Source organism: Oceanobacillus timonensis, assembly GCF_900166635.1.
GTDB classification, from domain to species: Bacteria; Bacillota; Bacilli; order Bacillales; family Amphibacillaceae; genus Oceanobacillus; species Oceanobacillus timonensis.
Genome location: NZ_LT800497.1, coordinates 1,937,389 through 1,950,803, shown reverse-complemented (window position 1 = coordinate 1,950,803; position 13,415 = coordinate 1,937,389). Strand labels below are relative to the sequence as shown.

Sequence of the window (13,415 nt, the reverse complement as noted above, 5' to 3'; positions counted from 1 at the left end):
TTTGGTTGATATGAATAAAAATAAAGTACCTTAAATGAAATTATACCAAAAATCTGTTTTTATTCAAAATTCTTTATTCATTCATATTTCTGAAAATAAAACCAAATTCTTTGATTTTAACGCTTCACCCATTGTTTACATTCTTTAAACTCTTAAATCATCGAGAATCCTTTCTTTTTCGCTTAAATATACCCAAAAACAACTTTTCTAAGCACAAATCAGTTGAATCTGTTAAACTGTTCCTGTAACAATGTGTTCTAAAATTTACCAATAATTTGTGATGAGACAATGAATCACATAGGCTGGAGGTCTGTATCAATATGGAAGATAGTATCTCTATTCTGGAGTGGAAAGCTTTTGTTGAAAATAAACAAAAAAAGAAAATGGTTGTAAAAGTAATCTGGAATGACACCGATAGATTAACATTGCTTATCACACCGAACATGAAAGTTCACTCGTTTATTTTAGATGAAAAAGAAGGTTATTTATTTTACGACAGTGAAGGAAAACAAATAACAAATCCTGTCCCTTCCATTATTCCAAGCAATGCATTTATAGATGGACAAATTGAACGAAGAGCTATCTCAGAAGGAAAAGTAACTTTTTTCGGAGAACGATTATCCAAACATGACTTAAACGCATTAAATCAGTCTGAAAATTAACGAAAAAGCCGTCAACAAACAGACGGCTTTTTCTAATCAAGCTAACGAGCCTATTTTTTCTCTAAAGACTAGACTCTCACATATTTTCTTTTTTCTCATCATATTTTGACCAAAAAGTCGCTAGAACCGGTCCGGAAATATTATGCCAAATACTGAAGATAACGCTTGGTACGGCGGCAATTGGCGTAGCAGAAAAGAAGGTTAATGCTAATGTAGAGGCCAATCCCGAGTTCTGCATACCAACCTCGATAGAGACTGCCTTTTGATCCGAAAAACTTAATTTAAACAGTCTGGCAATAACAAAACCTAATAATAAGCCTAATAAATTATGCAGTATCACAACACCAAAAATAAGCAGCCCCGATGTGGCAACCGCATCTTTATTGACGGAAACAACTGCCGTAGCAACTGCAACAATACCTACAACCGAAACAAGCGGAAGTACAGAAATACTTTTCTCGACTTGTTTATTAAATAATAAACGGATTACAAACCCTAAAATAATCGGGATAAGAACAACCTGCAATATTTCAATAAACATATCTTTAAAGGAAACAGGCATCCACTGATTCGCTAATAAAAGTGTTAACGCCGGCGTTAACACTGGTGCCAATAAGGTAGATACCGTGGTTGCTGATACAGACAAAGCTGTATTTCCTTTTGCTAAGTAAGTAATAACGTTGGATGCTGTTCCGCCTGGTGAACACCCTACCAGAATAACGCCAACGGCAATCTCTGGCGGCAATTGAAAAGCAACAGCTAAACCATATGCTATAAGCGACATAATAATATACTGCGCAATGACAGTAATAAGTACACTTTTTGGAGTTTTTAATACATCCTTAAAATCTTTCGGCGTAAGTGTTAACCCCATACCAAACATGATAATTCCCAATAATATACCTACATGCGGTGAAATCCAGGTAAATGCGCCCGGAAACAGAAAACTGATTATCGCAAACAAAATAACCCAAAGTGCAAAAGTATTTCCTGCAAAGGCGCTGATTCTTTCTAACATCTTCACTTTCCAATCCTCCCAAAAATACATTCGTTCATGGCTTCTCCAACCAAAAATTCAGACAATTCAATCTGTTATTTCTAAAAGAAGAAAGCAATAGAAGCCACATTGCGTTTCTATCTTTTTATTGTGAAATAAAAGATGTTTCTTTATCATACCAAAAATCAAATAATAACGTCCAGACAAAATGTAAAAAAAGAGAACCACCTCTCTATCACATGTCTATTTACTCTGTAAAAAGAGAAATTATAGAAAACATAAGTTGCATATATTTCCTTCATTTGTATATTATGGTATATTTGCATTGCGTAATGTTAGAGGAGGTAATGATATATGAAGACATGGGTTGCCGTTTTATCCATCCTTGGAGGTTTAGCCGGGGTTGTTAGCGGGTTGATTGTAACGTTTAGTGGAAGTATTTTTGGCGAAGAGGCTATGGCTGATAGCGGGGCTTCCGTATTCTGGGTATCCTTTCTGGCAATTATTTTAGGTTTTGTATCATGGAAGTTTAGCAAAACAGCCGGCGTTGGTCTTCTTGTTATCAGTATTTATGGTTTTATCTCTAATGGATTATTTTTTATTTTCGCTTTTGTATTTTTACTTATTGCAGGGATTTTATCATTCAGAATCAAACCAAATAATGCGAGCAACAACAAAGTTGCTAGTTAATCAAAAAAGAGAGGACGCCCTCTCTTTTTTAATTGACTAGTAACTTCCCCTCCTAATGTTGCTAGGAAGAAAACCAGTACAGTAAATATCCGCTATGGAATATAATTCAATATCTTTAGCAACCCTTTTCCCGGCAGATGCATTTTTATGATGATTCATCAAATCGGCTTAACCGGAAACCTTCCAAGCTAACAGCCGGTTCTTCCCCCATTAGTATGCTAGCCAAACTGTCACCAATACCACTTGCAAATTTAAAACCATGTCCGGAAAATCCGCAAGCAACAACAACATTTGCATATCCCGGCAGGTAATCAATAATAAAATCCTCATCAGGGGTATTGGTGTACGTACATACCCTTCCTTCTTTTAATTCTATATCCTTCGAGAAATGCTCATGCGCAAAGTCCAGCGTCTCCTGCTCATCTTCCGGAAATGTTCCAAAAGGATCCAGCTCTCCTGGGTCAATTAAAGGCTGTCCTCCGTCATGTCTGCCGATTTTTAACCCCGCACCATCGATACTTGGGAAGCCATAATATGTACTGTCCTTCCCAATGTGTCCAAAGCCGGGAAAAGCGCCTTCTTTATAGTTCGCTTCTTCGGCTGTTGTAAACCATGAAAATGTCTTACGTACTGGCGTAAGCGGCAATGTTATATCAAGCAGCTTTGCCACTTGATTCGTCCCTTTTCCAGCAGTGATAAGCAACTTCTTCCCGGTTACTTCTTCATTTTCTAATTGCACAGTTACGTCATCAGCTGTTGTTTCGATTGCTTGAACATAGCTGTTTGTGTATAAATCTGCTCCATTTTTTTCTGCTAATGTCCGATATGTCCGAACCGCATTTTCACTGAACACAACGCCAGAGGTTTTTTCAAAATAACCAATCGATTCTTTATCTAATTGAAATCCCGGCCAGCGTGCATTAATCTCTTCTGCTGTCATGACTTCCAAAGGCAGATGATATTCTTTTGCCGATTGTTCAACGGTATCTAAAAACGTATTACCTTTTGGACCAAAATTAAGAACACCTGTCTTGGCAAATATTCGCTCCTCTGTTTTCTCATCCAATGCTTCCCATAATTTTTGTGCGTGTAATGCCAAAGGGACATAATTACCGCCTTCTCCATAAGCATGGCGAATCAGCCTTGTTCCCCCATGATGAGAACCTGATTCATGCGGAGGGTCATAAGCATCAATCAAGGCAACTTTCTGCCCTGACTCTGTTAAATAATATCCGGCAGCCATCCCCATGGAACCTGCCCCTATAATAATCACATCATACGTCATTTTCCACTGCTCCTTTTCTCATTTATTCAGCAATCTGTTGCAATTGTTCATACAATTCCGGGTGTGTCTTACGCAGTTTGACAGGTTTCCAGGCTTTATTCACCCACATATGGGTTGTTTTTCCTGTCGTCAATAATTCTCCATAAGGTGCTTCTGTTGTAGCACTTTCCAATCCATTTGCCTCCCAGTCCGCTTGTGTGATTCTTCTCGCTTCATATTCAAACACCAACCGAATCGGTGAATATGCTTCGATACGTGTAAATAACACGACTAAATCATCAAATCTTGCAGAACGTTTATATGTCGCATTCACATCCAATACCGGTAAAAGCAAACCTTGCTCTTCCAAGGCATGATAAGACAAATTAAAATGTCTCATCCACTCTGTCCGCGCTACTTCAAACCATGTAATATAGTTTCCGTGATGGACTACTCCCATTTGATCTGTATCTTTGTATTGCACACGCATTCGGTGCTGATGCCACGCTTGTGTCATTTACATTTCCTCCTGTTTTTTTCATTCCCTACTCTCTGGAACGTTTTAATTTTTCTTCTGCTAGTTCCTGCAGACGGAATTTTTGAATTTTCCCCGTGCTGGTAAGTGGCCAATCTGCAGTCTGTATAACCCAAACATATCTCGGTATTTTAAAACGTGCCAATTTTTCCGAACACCATTGAACGATTTCTTTTCTGGTTATGGATTCTCCTTCATAAACTTCGATAAAAGCTGCCCCAATTTCCGTTGTCATAGAATCGGAAACACCAATAACACCTACCTGGGACACTGCGGGATGCTCCGAGATTACTGTCTCCACTTCTCTTGGGGCAACTAACTCCCCAGAAACTTTAAACATTTCTTTACTGCGGCCCAAAAGCTGCACATAGCCATTTTCATCCACTCTGCCGACATCACCTGTACGCAGCCAGCCGTCCTTATCAATCGCTGCCGCTGTCTCTTCCGGTTTGTTATAATATCCTGTTGTCACAGATGGCCCGCGAACCGTTAATTCTCCAATTGCCCCCGCTTCCAACGTTTGTCCATTTTCCGGATCAACTGTTTTATATTCTGTCGCATGACCTGTGAATTCGGAACGTCCGCTCGCCCCAGCCAATTTGGGACGCCCGACTCTGGTAGCTATTGTCTCTAAATCGTCCCCTATTTCCGTTGTAACACCGGAAGAACTAACCTCTGTCTGTCCATAACCAGTAACAATTTCCGTCAGACCAAGCGTCTCCATAGCCTTTTTCCACACGGGAACAGGCGCTGGCGCAGCACCACACCACATTGCAAATAAAGCAGATAAATCAAATGTATCCACTTGCGGATGATTTAATAATGGAACAAGAGTAGACGGAACACATAAATAATCATTCGCATGATACGTTTCCATTAATTCCAGCGATTTTAACGGAGAAGCGCCAAGCGCAGCAATAAAAGAACCGCCGACAAAAGACATCGCAAGTATCGCTTCTACGATGGCAAAGCAATGATAGAACGGTAAAGGAGCAAAGGTTACCCGCCCCTTCTCAATCGCACGGCTGTAGCACGTACTATACGCACAGCGAAGCAGCATGTCATGGGTAAGCATGACACCTTTCGGACTTCCAGTTGAACCAGAAGTATACATAATAATAGCTACTTCATCTGCATAAAGGGAAGCCTCCCATCGATTCATCCATTCCGCTTCCGTCACGTTTTCAGCACCTTGCAAAAAATCCTCCCATTTTATAAAAAAAGGTGGAATATTCGTATCTCCTTTTGTTTGCATACAAATTACTTTTTTCAATGAAGCATTTTCTTGAAAAGCTTTCTCTTGCCCTATTTCCTGTACAGCCTGAGCGTGCTTTTTCCCCTTTACAGAATCATGTACAAAAAGGTAATTGGTATCCGATTGCATCAAAATATATTTTAATTCTTCTTTTGACAACATCGAATTCAAAGGGAGAAATACGGCTCCCACCATAGATGACGCAATCATCAAAGCTGGATAAGTTGCATCATTATCCATTAAAATAGCAACATGCTCCCGCCTTTTTACGCCGCTGTGGATAAAAGCTTTTGCGATTTGTACAGCCTTATTCCATACATCCTGATAGGTATAAGTTTTCCCGTCAATATGCATAAAAGCCTGATTTGCATAGGCTTTCACACTTGTTTGAATATGCGATGCAATCGTATTTCTGTTCCAAACCGGATAAGCTTTGATGAAATCCTCTCTTCTTTCATCGACACTTTTGAATGTTTTCGTATGTTGCAGATGATGCATATTAAAAAATCCCCCTCTACTAATCTATCTTATATGTAAACGATAATACCCCTCCGTTAGAATTATATCATTTTGATGGATGGAATTTAACTTGGAGGGTTTTAATAAAATTCAAACTATATAAGTTGAATTAAAGGTTCCAACTTCCTTCAAATAGGGTATAGATTATAAAATACCTTGAAAGGATTTGAGAGCTATGAACGTTCAAAGTCAGATAGAAGAACTGAAAGAAGCGATGAAAACTGCTACTGATTCTCGTCACTATGAACGCTATCAAGCTGTGTACCTATACCTAAGCGGTTATAAGATGAAAGAGATTGCGAATATTATCCACCGCCGTCGTGAAACCGTTGGTGCTTATGTGTCCATGTACAGAAATAACTCTCTTGAAGGTTTGAAACTAGGTTATTCACCAGGAAAGCCCTCCAAACTATCAAAAGAAAAACAAGCTATTCTTTTAGAAACTGTTTCTATTAAAGTTCCGGCAGATGTCGGTTTTACTGCCAGATATAATTGGACATTATCTCTTATTACGCAATTTGTTAAAAACGAATGGGACATTGACTATAGTTTGCGTGGGATGTCACGTCTTTTACATTCGCTTGGATTAAGCTACACCCGTCCAACTTATACGCTTGAGAAAGCAGATCCAGAAAAACAAAAAGAATTCACAGACACAACCTTTCCCGCTTTAAAAAAAACTGGTAAATGAAGAGATACATCATATTCTCTTTGAAGATGAATCGATGATACGAGACTACCAAGCGATACAGCGCACATGGTTTTTAAAAGGAAAGCAGCGAATCATCCCGACGCACGGACAACACAAGGGTGTAAAATTGGTTGGCACATTGAACTATGAAAACGGCGAAGTATTCTGCATCGAAGAAGAAAAGTTTGATGCAGCTGCTTTTCTAAAGTTTTTAACAGCGACACTCGAACATTACCCTGCCGGTAAAATTGTTATGATATTAGACAATGCTCGGATTCACCACGCAAAACTCCTCCGCCCTTTTTTGGATGAAAACAAGGACCGGCTGGAACTTGTGTATTTACCGCCCTATAGTCCAGAGCTCAACCTCATTGAAGGATTATGGAAATGGCTGAAAGAATCTGTCATTAACAATGTCTTTTTTCCAGATGTCCGAAAAATTGCGCTCAAGGTCAGAGAATTTATTGATGATATCAACCAGTATAAGGATACGATTATCGATCGGCTTTGTGTTAGAGCATAGGTTAGAATCATAAATTCAACTTATATAAAAATTCCTATTGTTAAAAATTTAGACAATAGGAATTTTAGCTTGAATCATTTAACTATATTAATAGCCTTGTTTTACATCAACAATATTCAATATATTTTTTTTGCCGTTTTTGTATTTTTCCAGGTTATCAGAAAATATATCTAATGCTCTATCAAAATAATGTGGAGAAACTCCCGATAAATGAGTAGTCACAGTAATATTTTCTTCTTCCCAAAATGGATGATCTTTCGGAAGAGGCTCTTCTTCAAACACATCTAATACAGCATGAAATATTTCTTTCTCGTGTATAGCTTTTAAAACGACCTCTCCACTAACCGCATCACCTCTTCCGATATTAACAAACACTCCATGTTCAGGCATTGTTTCGAAGTGCTTATACTGAAAGAATCCCTTAGTTCCAGGAGTACTTGGAAGTATAGAAATCACAAAATCTGCCTCATTCAAATACATATCCATTTCTTTAAAAGTAATATTTTTATCAAAATAATCAACTTGTCTACCACTTTTTGAAACTCCAATTGTTTTCATCTGAAAAGCTTTTGCTATTTTTGCAATTTCTCTTCCTAATATACCAGTCCCTGCAATTAGCATTGTTTTGTTCGTTATCTCTTCCATTTGAATATCTCTTGTCCAAACCTTGTTTTTCTCATTTTCTATTAACACTTTTCCTTTTCTATAAACTAACATTAATACAAAAAATACGTATTCAGACATTGGTGCTTTATGAATACCTTTAGCACTAGTAACCAAAATATCTCTTTTCTTTAATTCCTGAAACGGAAGTTTATCTACTCCAGCAGCAATAACCATTATCCATTTTAACTTAGAAGCCTTTTGAATCACTGCTTCGGTTAAATCATTACCATAAGTTATTAATATCTCCGTATCTAAGAGATGGTCTTCTGCATCCTCCATGTTATTACAAAAAGTAAAATGATCTTCTGGAAACATTCTTTCTAGGTTTGATTGATTTTCTTGTGGTAATTCAGCAGATGTTAGTATTTTCAAGCTAATTCCTCCTATTAAAATCTTTTATTCAACTTATTTTCTTAATACTTGATTTCTAATAAATGCAGTATTTCATACACTATGTTAGTCAATTCTTTAAATTCCTCACGATTCACTTGATGAAATTCAATACAACTTCTTCCATCAATTATACTCATTAGAAGATTCTATACTTATTTCAGAAGACGTTTCTCCTGCTTGCCTTACTTCTTGAAGGACTATTTACTAGTTCTCTTCTGGTAAACGATCAAACTACTCTTCACTAACAATTAAGATTAAGACTAATTGATAATATGATGACGTTTACAATTTCATCCCCATTAGTCTTATTGCAGTTCCGCTAAAATCATCAATAAATGGTATAGACTAAGTTCCTTCCACTCTTATAATAAAGTACTTTTCATCTATGATCCCAATAGTAAATCTGGTAAAAACAATACGATGCTAGGAAACATTGCTATAATAACAATAATAGCAAGTACTGTTATTATAAAAGGCAAAGCTCCTTTAGTATATTCTACAACGCTGGTCTTTGTAATAGATAATACAGCAAACATTGTAACCCCTAAAGGCGGTGTCATACCTCCAAATGTAATCAGAATAACCATTACTACTCCAAAATGAACTGGGTCAATTCCTGCCATTTCTACAATTGGAAGAAATATCGGTGTTAACATTAAATTATTTGCAGTAGCTTCCATAAACAGTCCAGCCATAAATATAAATAATAAGAATAATAGAAACAATAACTGTGGATTTTCAGTAATGCCTGTTACAAATTGAGACATTGTTCTTGGGAAATTTTCAAAAGCAATAACATAACTAAAAATAGATGCAGATGCTATAATTAACATAATCATACTGTTATCTGTAACCGCATCTTTTAAACATACTTTTAATTTTTTCCAAGTTAACTCTCTATGAAATATAAAACCAACAATTATCGCATAAACAACTGCTACTGCTCCACCTTCTGAAGCAGAAAATATACCGAATCGAATTCCAACAATCAACAATATAGGAAATAAAATTGCCCACATACAATTTTTAAAACTAATTATCACTTCCTTCATTGTTGGGGGATTAAATTCATTATTTTGGTCGTAATTATTTTTCTTAGCAACAAAATACACACTTATCATTAATACTGTTATTAAAAGTATACCTGGTATAATTCCCCCAATAAAAAGTTTGTTAATTGATACTCCTCCAATAAAACCATATAAAATTAACCCAATACTTGGAGGAAACGTTGCTGTAATAATCGAACTAACAGAAATTAACCCTGTTGAAAAACCTTTTGAATATCCTCTTCGTAACATATCATTCGTCATTATTCTGCTTTGCATAGCTGCATCTGCTGTAGCAGATCCCGATATACCACCCATCATTGCACTGAGCAAAACAGAAGCTTGTGCTAATCCTCCAATCATATGTCCAGTCAGAACATTAGCAAATGTTATCAATCTGTTAGTTATACCTGAAGCATTTAATATATGACCAGCTAAAACAAAAAATGGAACCGCTAACAACGGAAATGATTGAGTGCCAGTAGCAAACTGTTGAACTGCTAGGGAGTTAGGAATCTCTGCAAAAAAGAAGTAAGAGATACCTGAAATTCCTATTGCAAATGCAACTGGCATATTTAAAAATAGTAAAACAAAAAACACAATTAACATAATAGTCATATGATTAACTCCTTTATCCTATATCTCTATTCATTATTACTTCGAATCTGTCTCCACTTCCCCAAAATTTGGCTTATTGTAGTTAATAGCATTAAAATACTACCAACCGGAATAGCTAGAGTAACTGTCCAATAAGGGACATTCGTACCTGAAATAAGACGACTCGTTGACGATATAACCATATCGCTTCCATAATAAATAAGATAAAGTAAAAAGAATATCATCAAGATGTTCATAATCATTTCAATTAAAAGTCTTAGTTTTGGCCATAAAAAGTAGTTTATTACATCTATGCCTACATGAGCATGTTTTCTTAAAGCTTGGTTAGCTCCAAGAAAAATAACCCAAATAAAAATCAATTGAGCTATTCCTACCGACCAAGTTGTAGGATTGCCAAATGCTCGTACTACCACTTCCATAAAAACCAAACCTACTAATATAAGCAGCAACCATGTCGTCACATTCTCTTCCGTTTTTATCCAACCAGTTTTTATCTTCTCTATAATCATTGATCTAACACCTCAAGTACTTCCTCTCTAATCTCTATCATATCGAGGTTATCATACACTGGTTCTGTTAATTCTTTAAATTCTTCACGATTGACTTCATGAAAAGTAACCCCATATTCTTTCATCTGTTCTTCGTACTCTTCTGATTCCTCTAACGCTAATTCTGAAGCTACTTTTCCTCCTTTATCAGCTTCTTCTAAAACAATTTCCTGATATTCTTCTGGTAAATCATTAAACCAATCTTCACTAACTACTAATGCCGAAACGAGCTGATAATGATTTGTTTTGGCTATATAATCAATTACTTCATACATACTTGATTCATAAATTGCTAAATTATGAGCTTCTACACCGTTAATAACTCCCTGCTCTAAACCTGGATACGCTTCTGACCAAGGCATCCCACTAGGCGCTCCTCCCATTTCTGAGACTGTTTCATCAACAATCTGCGCCCCGCTTGTCCGAATCACACTTCCTTTTACATCCGCAGCAGATGTAATCTCATCTGTTGTTGCTAAATTTCTTTCCCCCAGATAAAAATTAAAAGATAGGATGCGAATACCTTCATCCGTAAAATCCTCAACCCATCCTTGATAGAGTTCCGATTCTGTCAAATCGTCCACTTGGCTATAATCATCAAACATATAAGGAGATTGCAAAATATAAAATTCTTTTTTTATATCTCCCAGCATTGCCGCATCCGATATGGTGCCAACGCCATTCCCCATAGCTGCTTGTTCAATTAAATCCGGTACACTTGACAGCTGGTCACTATGATACAGTTCAACAGAAACCTCTCCGTTCGTTCTTTCTTCTACTCCTTCCTTAAAAGATTCAACTCCAATAAACTCTGCATTTTGATCATTCTGAGTTACTCCAATCCTCAACGTATAGTCTTCATTGTCCTCTGCTTCACTACTTTTAGAACCGCAAGCAGTTAGTAAAAGAATTATACATAAAATACCTATAATTAAAAATTTGTTTTTCATTTCTTTCTCCCCTTTAATTATGGCTTTACCGAAGTCCCATCTGGTGTCCTTGCTAAGGTCCACTCCGGCAATGTATTAAGAGCGGGGTATTCTGCTGCCATTTCTTCGTTAAAATCTATACCGAGACCTGGCGCTTCCCCTACATACGCATACCCTTCTTTTATTATTAATTCGTTAGGAAATACATGATTAAGTGCCTCATTCATAGGTGTCCACTCTTGTATCCCAAAATTGTTCACTGCATAATCTAAATGGAAGTTAGCCAACACTCCAACTGGTGAAAGGTCACCAGGACCATGCCAAGCCGTCCGCACACCAAACATTTCACCAAAATTAGCCAGTTTTCTCGCTGGTGTTATCCCACCGATTGCACTAATATGTGCTCTAATAAAATCAATACGTTTGTTCATAATTAATTCTTTCCAATCATTAGGATGACTAAATAATTCCCCCATTGCAATTGGCGTAGATACTTGTTCGCGTAAAAGTTTTAACCAATCAGCGTTTTCAGGCGAAAAAGGATCTTCAAGATAAAACAAATCATATTTTTCTAATTTTTTAGCTAAACGAATGGCTTCAATTGGTGGAATACGTTCGTGAATATCATGAATGATTTCAAAATGATTACCTAAATTATTGCGTAAATGCTCAAATAAAGCTTCGACATTTTTCGCATAAAATTCAGGATCAAAATATTCCCCAGCTCTTCTATTCTCAGGAGACCTTTTTAATTCAAAATTTTCCGCTTTTTTCATCTTCTTAGAAATTAAGCCTGTATCATTTGTTCCTGCCCCACCGTACATTCCCAATTGACAGCGGACATGCTGGTATCCCTCTTCTAACGCTACTTTAACGTTTGCTTCGACCTCTTCTAAAGTCCCTCCATCAACATGGCGATATAAAGCAATTCCATCTCTTGACTTGCCACCGAGCAAAGAATAAACCGGTAAATCAGCTATTTTCCCTTTAATATCCCATAAAGCCATATCAATTCCTGAAATAGCATTATTAACTACAGGTCCATTCCTCCAGTAACCGTTTACATTTGCGGATTGCCAAATGTCTTCAATATTAGCAGGGTCCTTACCAATTAGGAATGGTTTTAAATAATTTTCGATAGCGTTTTTAACGGTAAACGCCTTTTGTGTAAAAGTGGCACATCCTAATCCATATAGCCCCTCTTTATTAGTGATTATTTTTACTACCACCAAATTAATATTATTTGGTGCTGTAATAAATACCTTTACATCTTTAATCTCAAGTTTGCTCATCAATCATTTCCCCCATTTCTTTGTTGTCTATCGGCCTAGCCAACCACCATCAACTGCCAGTAAATGCCCATGAATGTAATCAGCTAAAGATGACGCTAAAAATACCGCTGCTCCTTTCATATCACTTGGATCTCCCCATCTTCCAGCAGGTATTCTATCTAAAATTTGTTTACTCCGATCAGAGTCATTAATAAGTGCTGTATTCATTTCAGTTGCAAAATAACCCGGTACAAGTGCATTCACATTTACTCCTAATGAAGACCATTCATTAGCTAATTCTTTCGTCAATTGACCAACTGCTCCTTTTGCTGCAGTATAAGCAGGAACTAAAATTCCACCTTGAAACGAAACTAAAGAAGCTATATTTATAATCTTCCCACTTTTATGAACTGTCATGACCTTTCCAGCCTCTTGACAAAGAATCCATACAGATTTTAAATTGACATCAATTACTGCATCCCACTCATTTTCTGGAAATTCTACTGCTGGATATCTTCGTTGAATTCCTGCACTATTTACTAAGATATCTACTGAATTCATTTTCTCGTTAACTTCAGAAACCACTTCTCTTACTCGTTTTAAATCACTTAAATCACACTCGATAATTTCACAGTTTCTTCCCAACGCTTTAATTTCTTCTTGAACAGCTGTATCCTTGGACCGTTGCACCAGTGCAATATCAGCACCTGCTTCAGCCAGCCCAATGGCTATAGCTTTCCCAATGCCTCTTGTTGCCCCTGTTACAATTGCTACTTTATTTTCCAAATTAATATTGATACTCAAT

The 13,415-nt window shown here is 36.9% G+C and carries 13 protein-coding genes; 3 read left to right on the top strand and 10 right to left on the bottom strand.

Annotated features, from left to right (window positions below; all coding sequences use genetic code 11):
• Nucleotides 1–320 precede the first annotated feature (320 nt).
• Nucleotides 321–662 carry a hypothetical protein gene (locus B7E05_RS09515; RefSeq protein ID WP_080873969.1) on the top strand — a complete coding sequence of 114 codons (342 nt, stop codon included), beginning with the start codon at nt 321–323 and terminating at the stop codon, nt 660–662.
• A 76-nt stretch (nt 663–738) separates the two neighbouring features.
• Here the strand turns inward: B7E05_RS09515 and B7E05_RS09510 are convergent, their stop codons facing one another.
• Nucleotides 739–1,686, bottom strand: coding sequence for a bile acid:sodium symporter family protein (locus tag B7E05_RS09510; RefSeq protein ID WP_143833209.1), 948 nt, complete (start codon nt 1,684–1,686; stop codon nt 739–741).
• A gap of 327 nt (nt 1,687–2,013) precedes the next feature.
• Between B7E05_RS09510 and B7E05_RS09505 the strand changes: the two genes are divergently transcribed.
• On the top strand, nt 2,014–2,349 hold the full coding sequence (locus tag B7E05_RS09505) for a hypothetical protein (RefSeq protein ID WP_080873968.1): 336 nt from the start codon (nt 2,014–2,016) through the stop codon (nt 2,347–2,349).
• Nucleotides 2,350–2,494: 145 nt separating this feature from the next.
• Here the strand turns inward: B7E05_RS09505 and solA are convergent, their stop codons facing one another.
• Genes solA through B7E05_RS09490 form a run of 3 tightly spaced genes read right to left on the bottom strand, consistent with a single transcriptional unit; the run spans nt 2,495 to nt 5,901 of the window.
• Nucleotides 2,495–3,634, bottom strand: coding sequence for an N-methyl-L-tryptophan oxidase (gene solA, locus B7E05_RS09500; RefSeq protein WP_080873967.1), 1,140 nt, complete (start codon nt 3,632–3,634; stop codon nt 2,495–2,497).
• 22 nt (nt 3,635–3,656) lie between these two features.
• Nucleotides 3,657–4,130 (bottom strand): acyl-CoA thioesterase, encoded by a 474-nt coding sequence (locus B7E05_RS09495; RefSeq protein WP_080873966.1) that lies wholly within the window; start codon nt 4,128–4,130, stop codon nt 3,657–3,659.
• 28 nt (nt 4,131–4,158) lie between these two features.
• A complete protein-coding gene (locus tag B7E05_RS09490) occupies nt 4,159–5,901 on the bottom strand; it encodes a class I adenylate-forming enzyme family protein (protein ID WP_080873965.1) in 1,743 nt (580 codons plus the stop codon).
• Nucleotides 5,902–6,097: 196 nt separating this feature from the next.
• On the opposite strand from B7E05_RS09490, the gene B7E05_RS09485 reads away from it, so the two are divergent.
• Nucleotides 6,098–7,136, top strand: a protein-coding gene (locus B7E05_RS09485) for an IS630 family transposase (RefSeq protein ID WP_281252457.1) whose coding sequence is annotated in 2 segments (ribosomal slippage) — nt 6,098–6,595 and nt 6,597–7,136 — 1,038 coding nt in all. Because the reading frame shifts where the segments join, the coding sequence is not laid out codon by codon here.
• Between the two features lie 87 nt (nt 7,137–7,223).
• Here B7E05_RS09485 and B7E05_RS09480 read toward each other — a convergent pair.
• The 6 genes from B7E05_RS09480 to B7E05_RS09455 form a co-directional block, all read right to left on the bottom strand.
• Nucleotides 7,224–8,174 carry a D-2-hydroxyacid dehydrogenase gene (locus B7E05_RS09480; protein ID WP_080873964.1) on the bottom strand — a complete coding sequence of 317 codons (951 nt, stop codon included), beginning with the start codon at nt 8,172–8,174 and terminating at the stop codon, nt 7,224–7,226.
• A gap of 404 nt (nt 8,175–8,578) precedes the next feature.
• On the bottom strand, nt 8,579–9,862 hold the full coding sequence (locus B7E05_RS09475) for a TRAP transporter large permease (RefSeq protein ID WP_080873963.1): 1,284 nt from the start codon (nt 9,860–9,862) through the stop codon (nt 8,579–8,581).
• 26 nt (nt 9,863–9,888) lie between these two features.
• On the bottom strand, nt 9,889–10,371 hold the full coding sequence (locus B7E05_RS09470) for a TRAP transporter small permease (protein WP_080873962.1): 483 nt from the start codon (nt 10,369–10,371) through the stop codon (nt 9,889–9,891).
• Nucleotides 10,368–11,360 (bottom strand): TRAP transporter substrate-binding protein DctP, encoded by a 993-nt coding sequence (gene dctP, locus B7E05_RS09465; protein WP_080873961.1) that lies wholly within the window; start codon nt 11,358–11,360, stop codon nt 10,368–10,370. The genes B7E05_RS09470 and dctP overlap by 4 nt, the downstream gene beginning before the upstream one ends.
• Nucleotides 11,361–11,377: 17 nt before the next feature.
• Nucleotides 11,378–12,631, bottom strand: a complete 1,254-nt coding sequence (locus B7E05_RS09460) for an enolase C-terminal domain-like protein (RefSeq protein ID WP_080873960.1) — start codon at nt 12,629–12,631, stop codon at nt 11,378–11,380.
• A 27-nt stretch (nt 12,632–12,658) separates the two neighbouring features.
• A complete protein-coding gene (locus tag B7E05_RS09455; RefSeq protein WP_080873959.1) occupies nt 12,659–13,414 on the bottom strand; it encodes a glucose 1-dehydrogenase in 756 nt (251 codons plus the stop codon).
• Nucleotide 13,415 lies beyond the last annotated feature (1 nt).

Coding starts and splice junctions, on each gene's coding strand:
- B7E05_RS09515 (WP_080873969.1), top strand. CDS start 321: ATGGAAGATAGTATCTCTATTCTGGAGTGGAAAGCTTTTGTTGAAAAT.
- B7E05_RS09505 (WP_080873968.1), top strand. CDS start 2,014: ATGAAGACATGGGTTGCCGTTTTATCCATCCTTGGAGGTTTAGCCGGG.
- solA (WP_080873967.1), bottom strand. CDS start 3,634: ATGACGTATGATGTGATTATTATAGGGGCAGGTTCCATGGGGATGGCT.
- B7E05_RS09495 (WP_080873966.1), bottom strand. CDS start 4,130: ATGACACAAGCGTGGCATCAGCACCGAATGCGTGTGCAATACAAAGAT.
- B7E05_RS09490 (WP_080873965.1), bottom strand. CDS start 5,901: ATGCATCATCTGCAACATACGAAAACATTCAAAAGTGTCGATGAAAGA.
- B7E05_RS09475 (WP_080873963.1), bottom strand. CDS start 9,862: ATGACTATTATGTTAATTGTGTTTTTTGTTTTACTATTTTTAAATATG.
- B7E05_RS09470 (WP_080873962.1), bottom strand. CDS start 10,371: ATGATTATAGAGAAGATAAAAACTGGTTGGATAAAAACGGAAGAGAAT.
- dctP (WP_080873961.1), bottom strand. CDS start 11,360: ATGAAAAACAAATTTTTAATTATAGGTATTTTATGTATAATTCTTTTA.
- B7E05_RS09460 (WP_080873960.1), bottom strand. CDS start 12,631: ATGAGCAAACTTGAGATTAAAGATGTAAAGGTATTTATTACAGCACCA.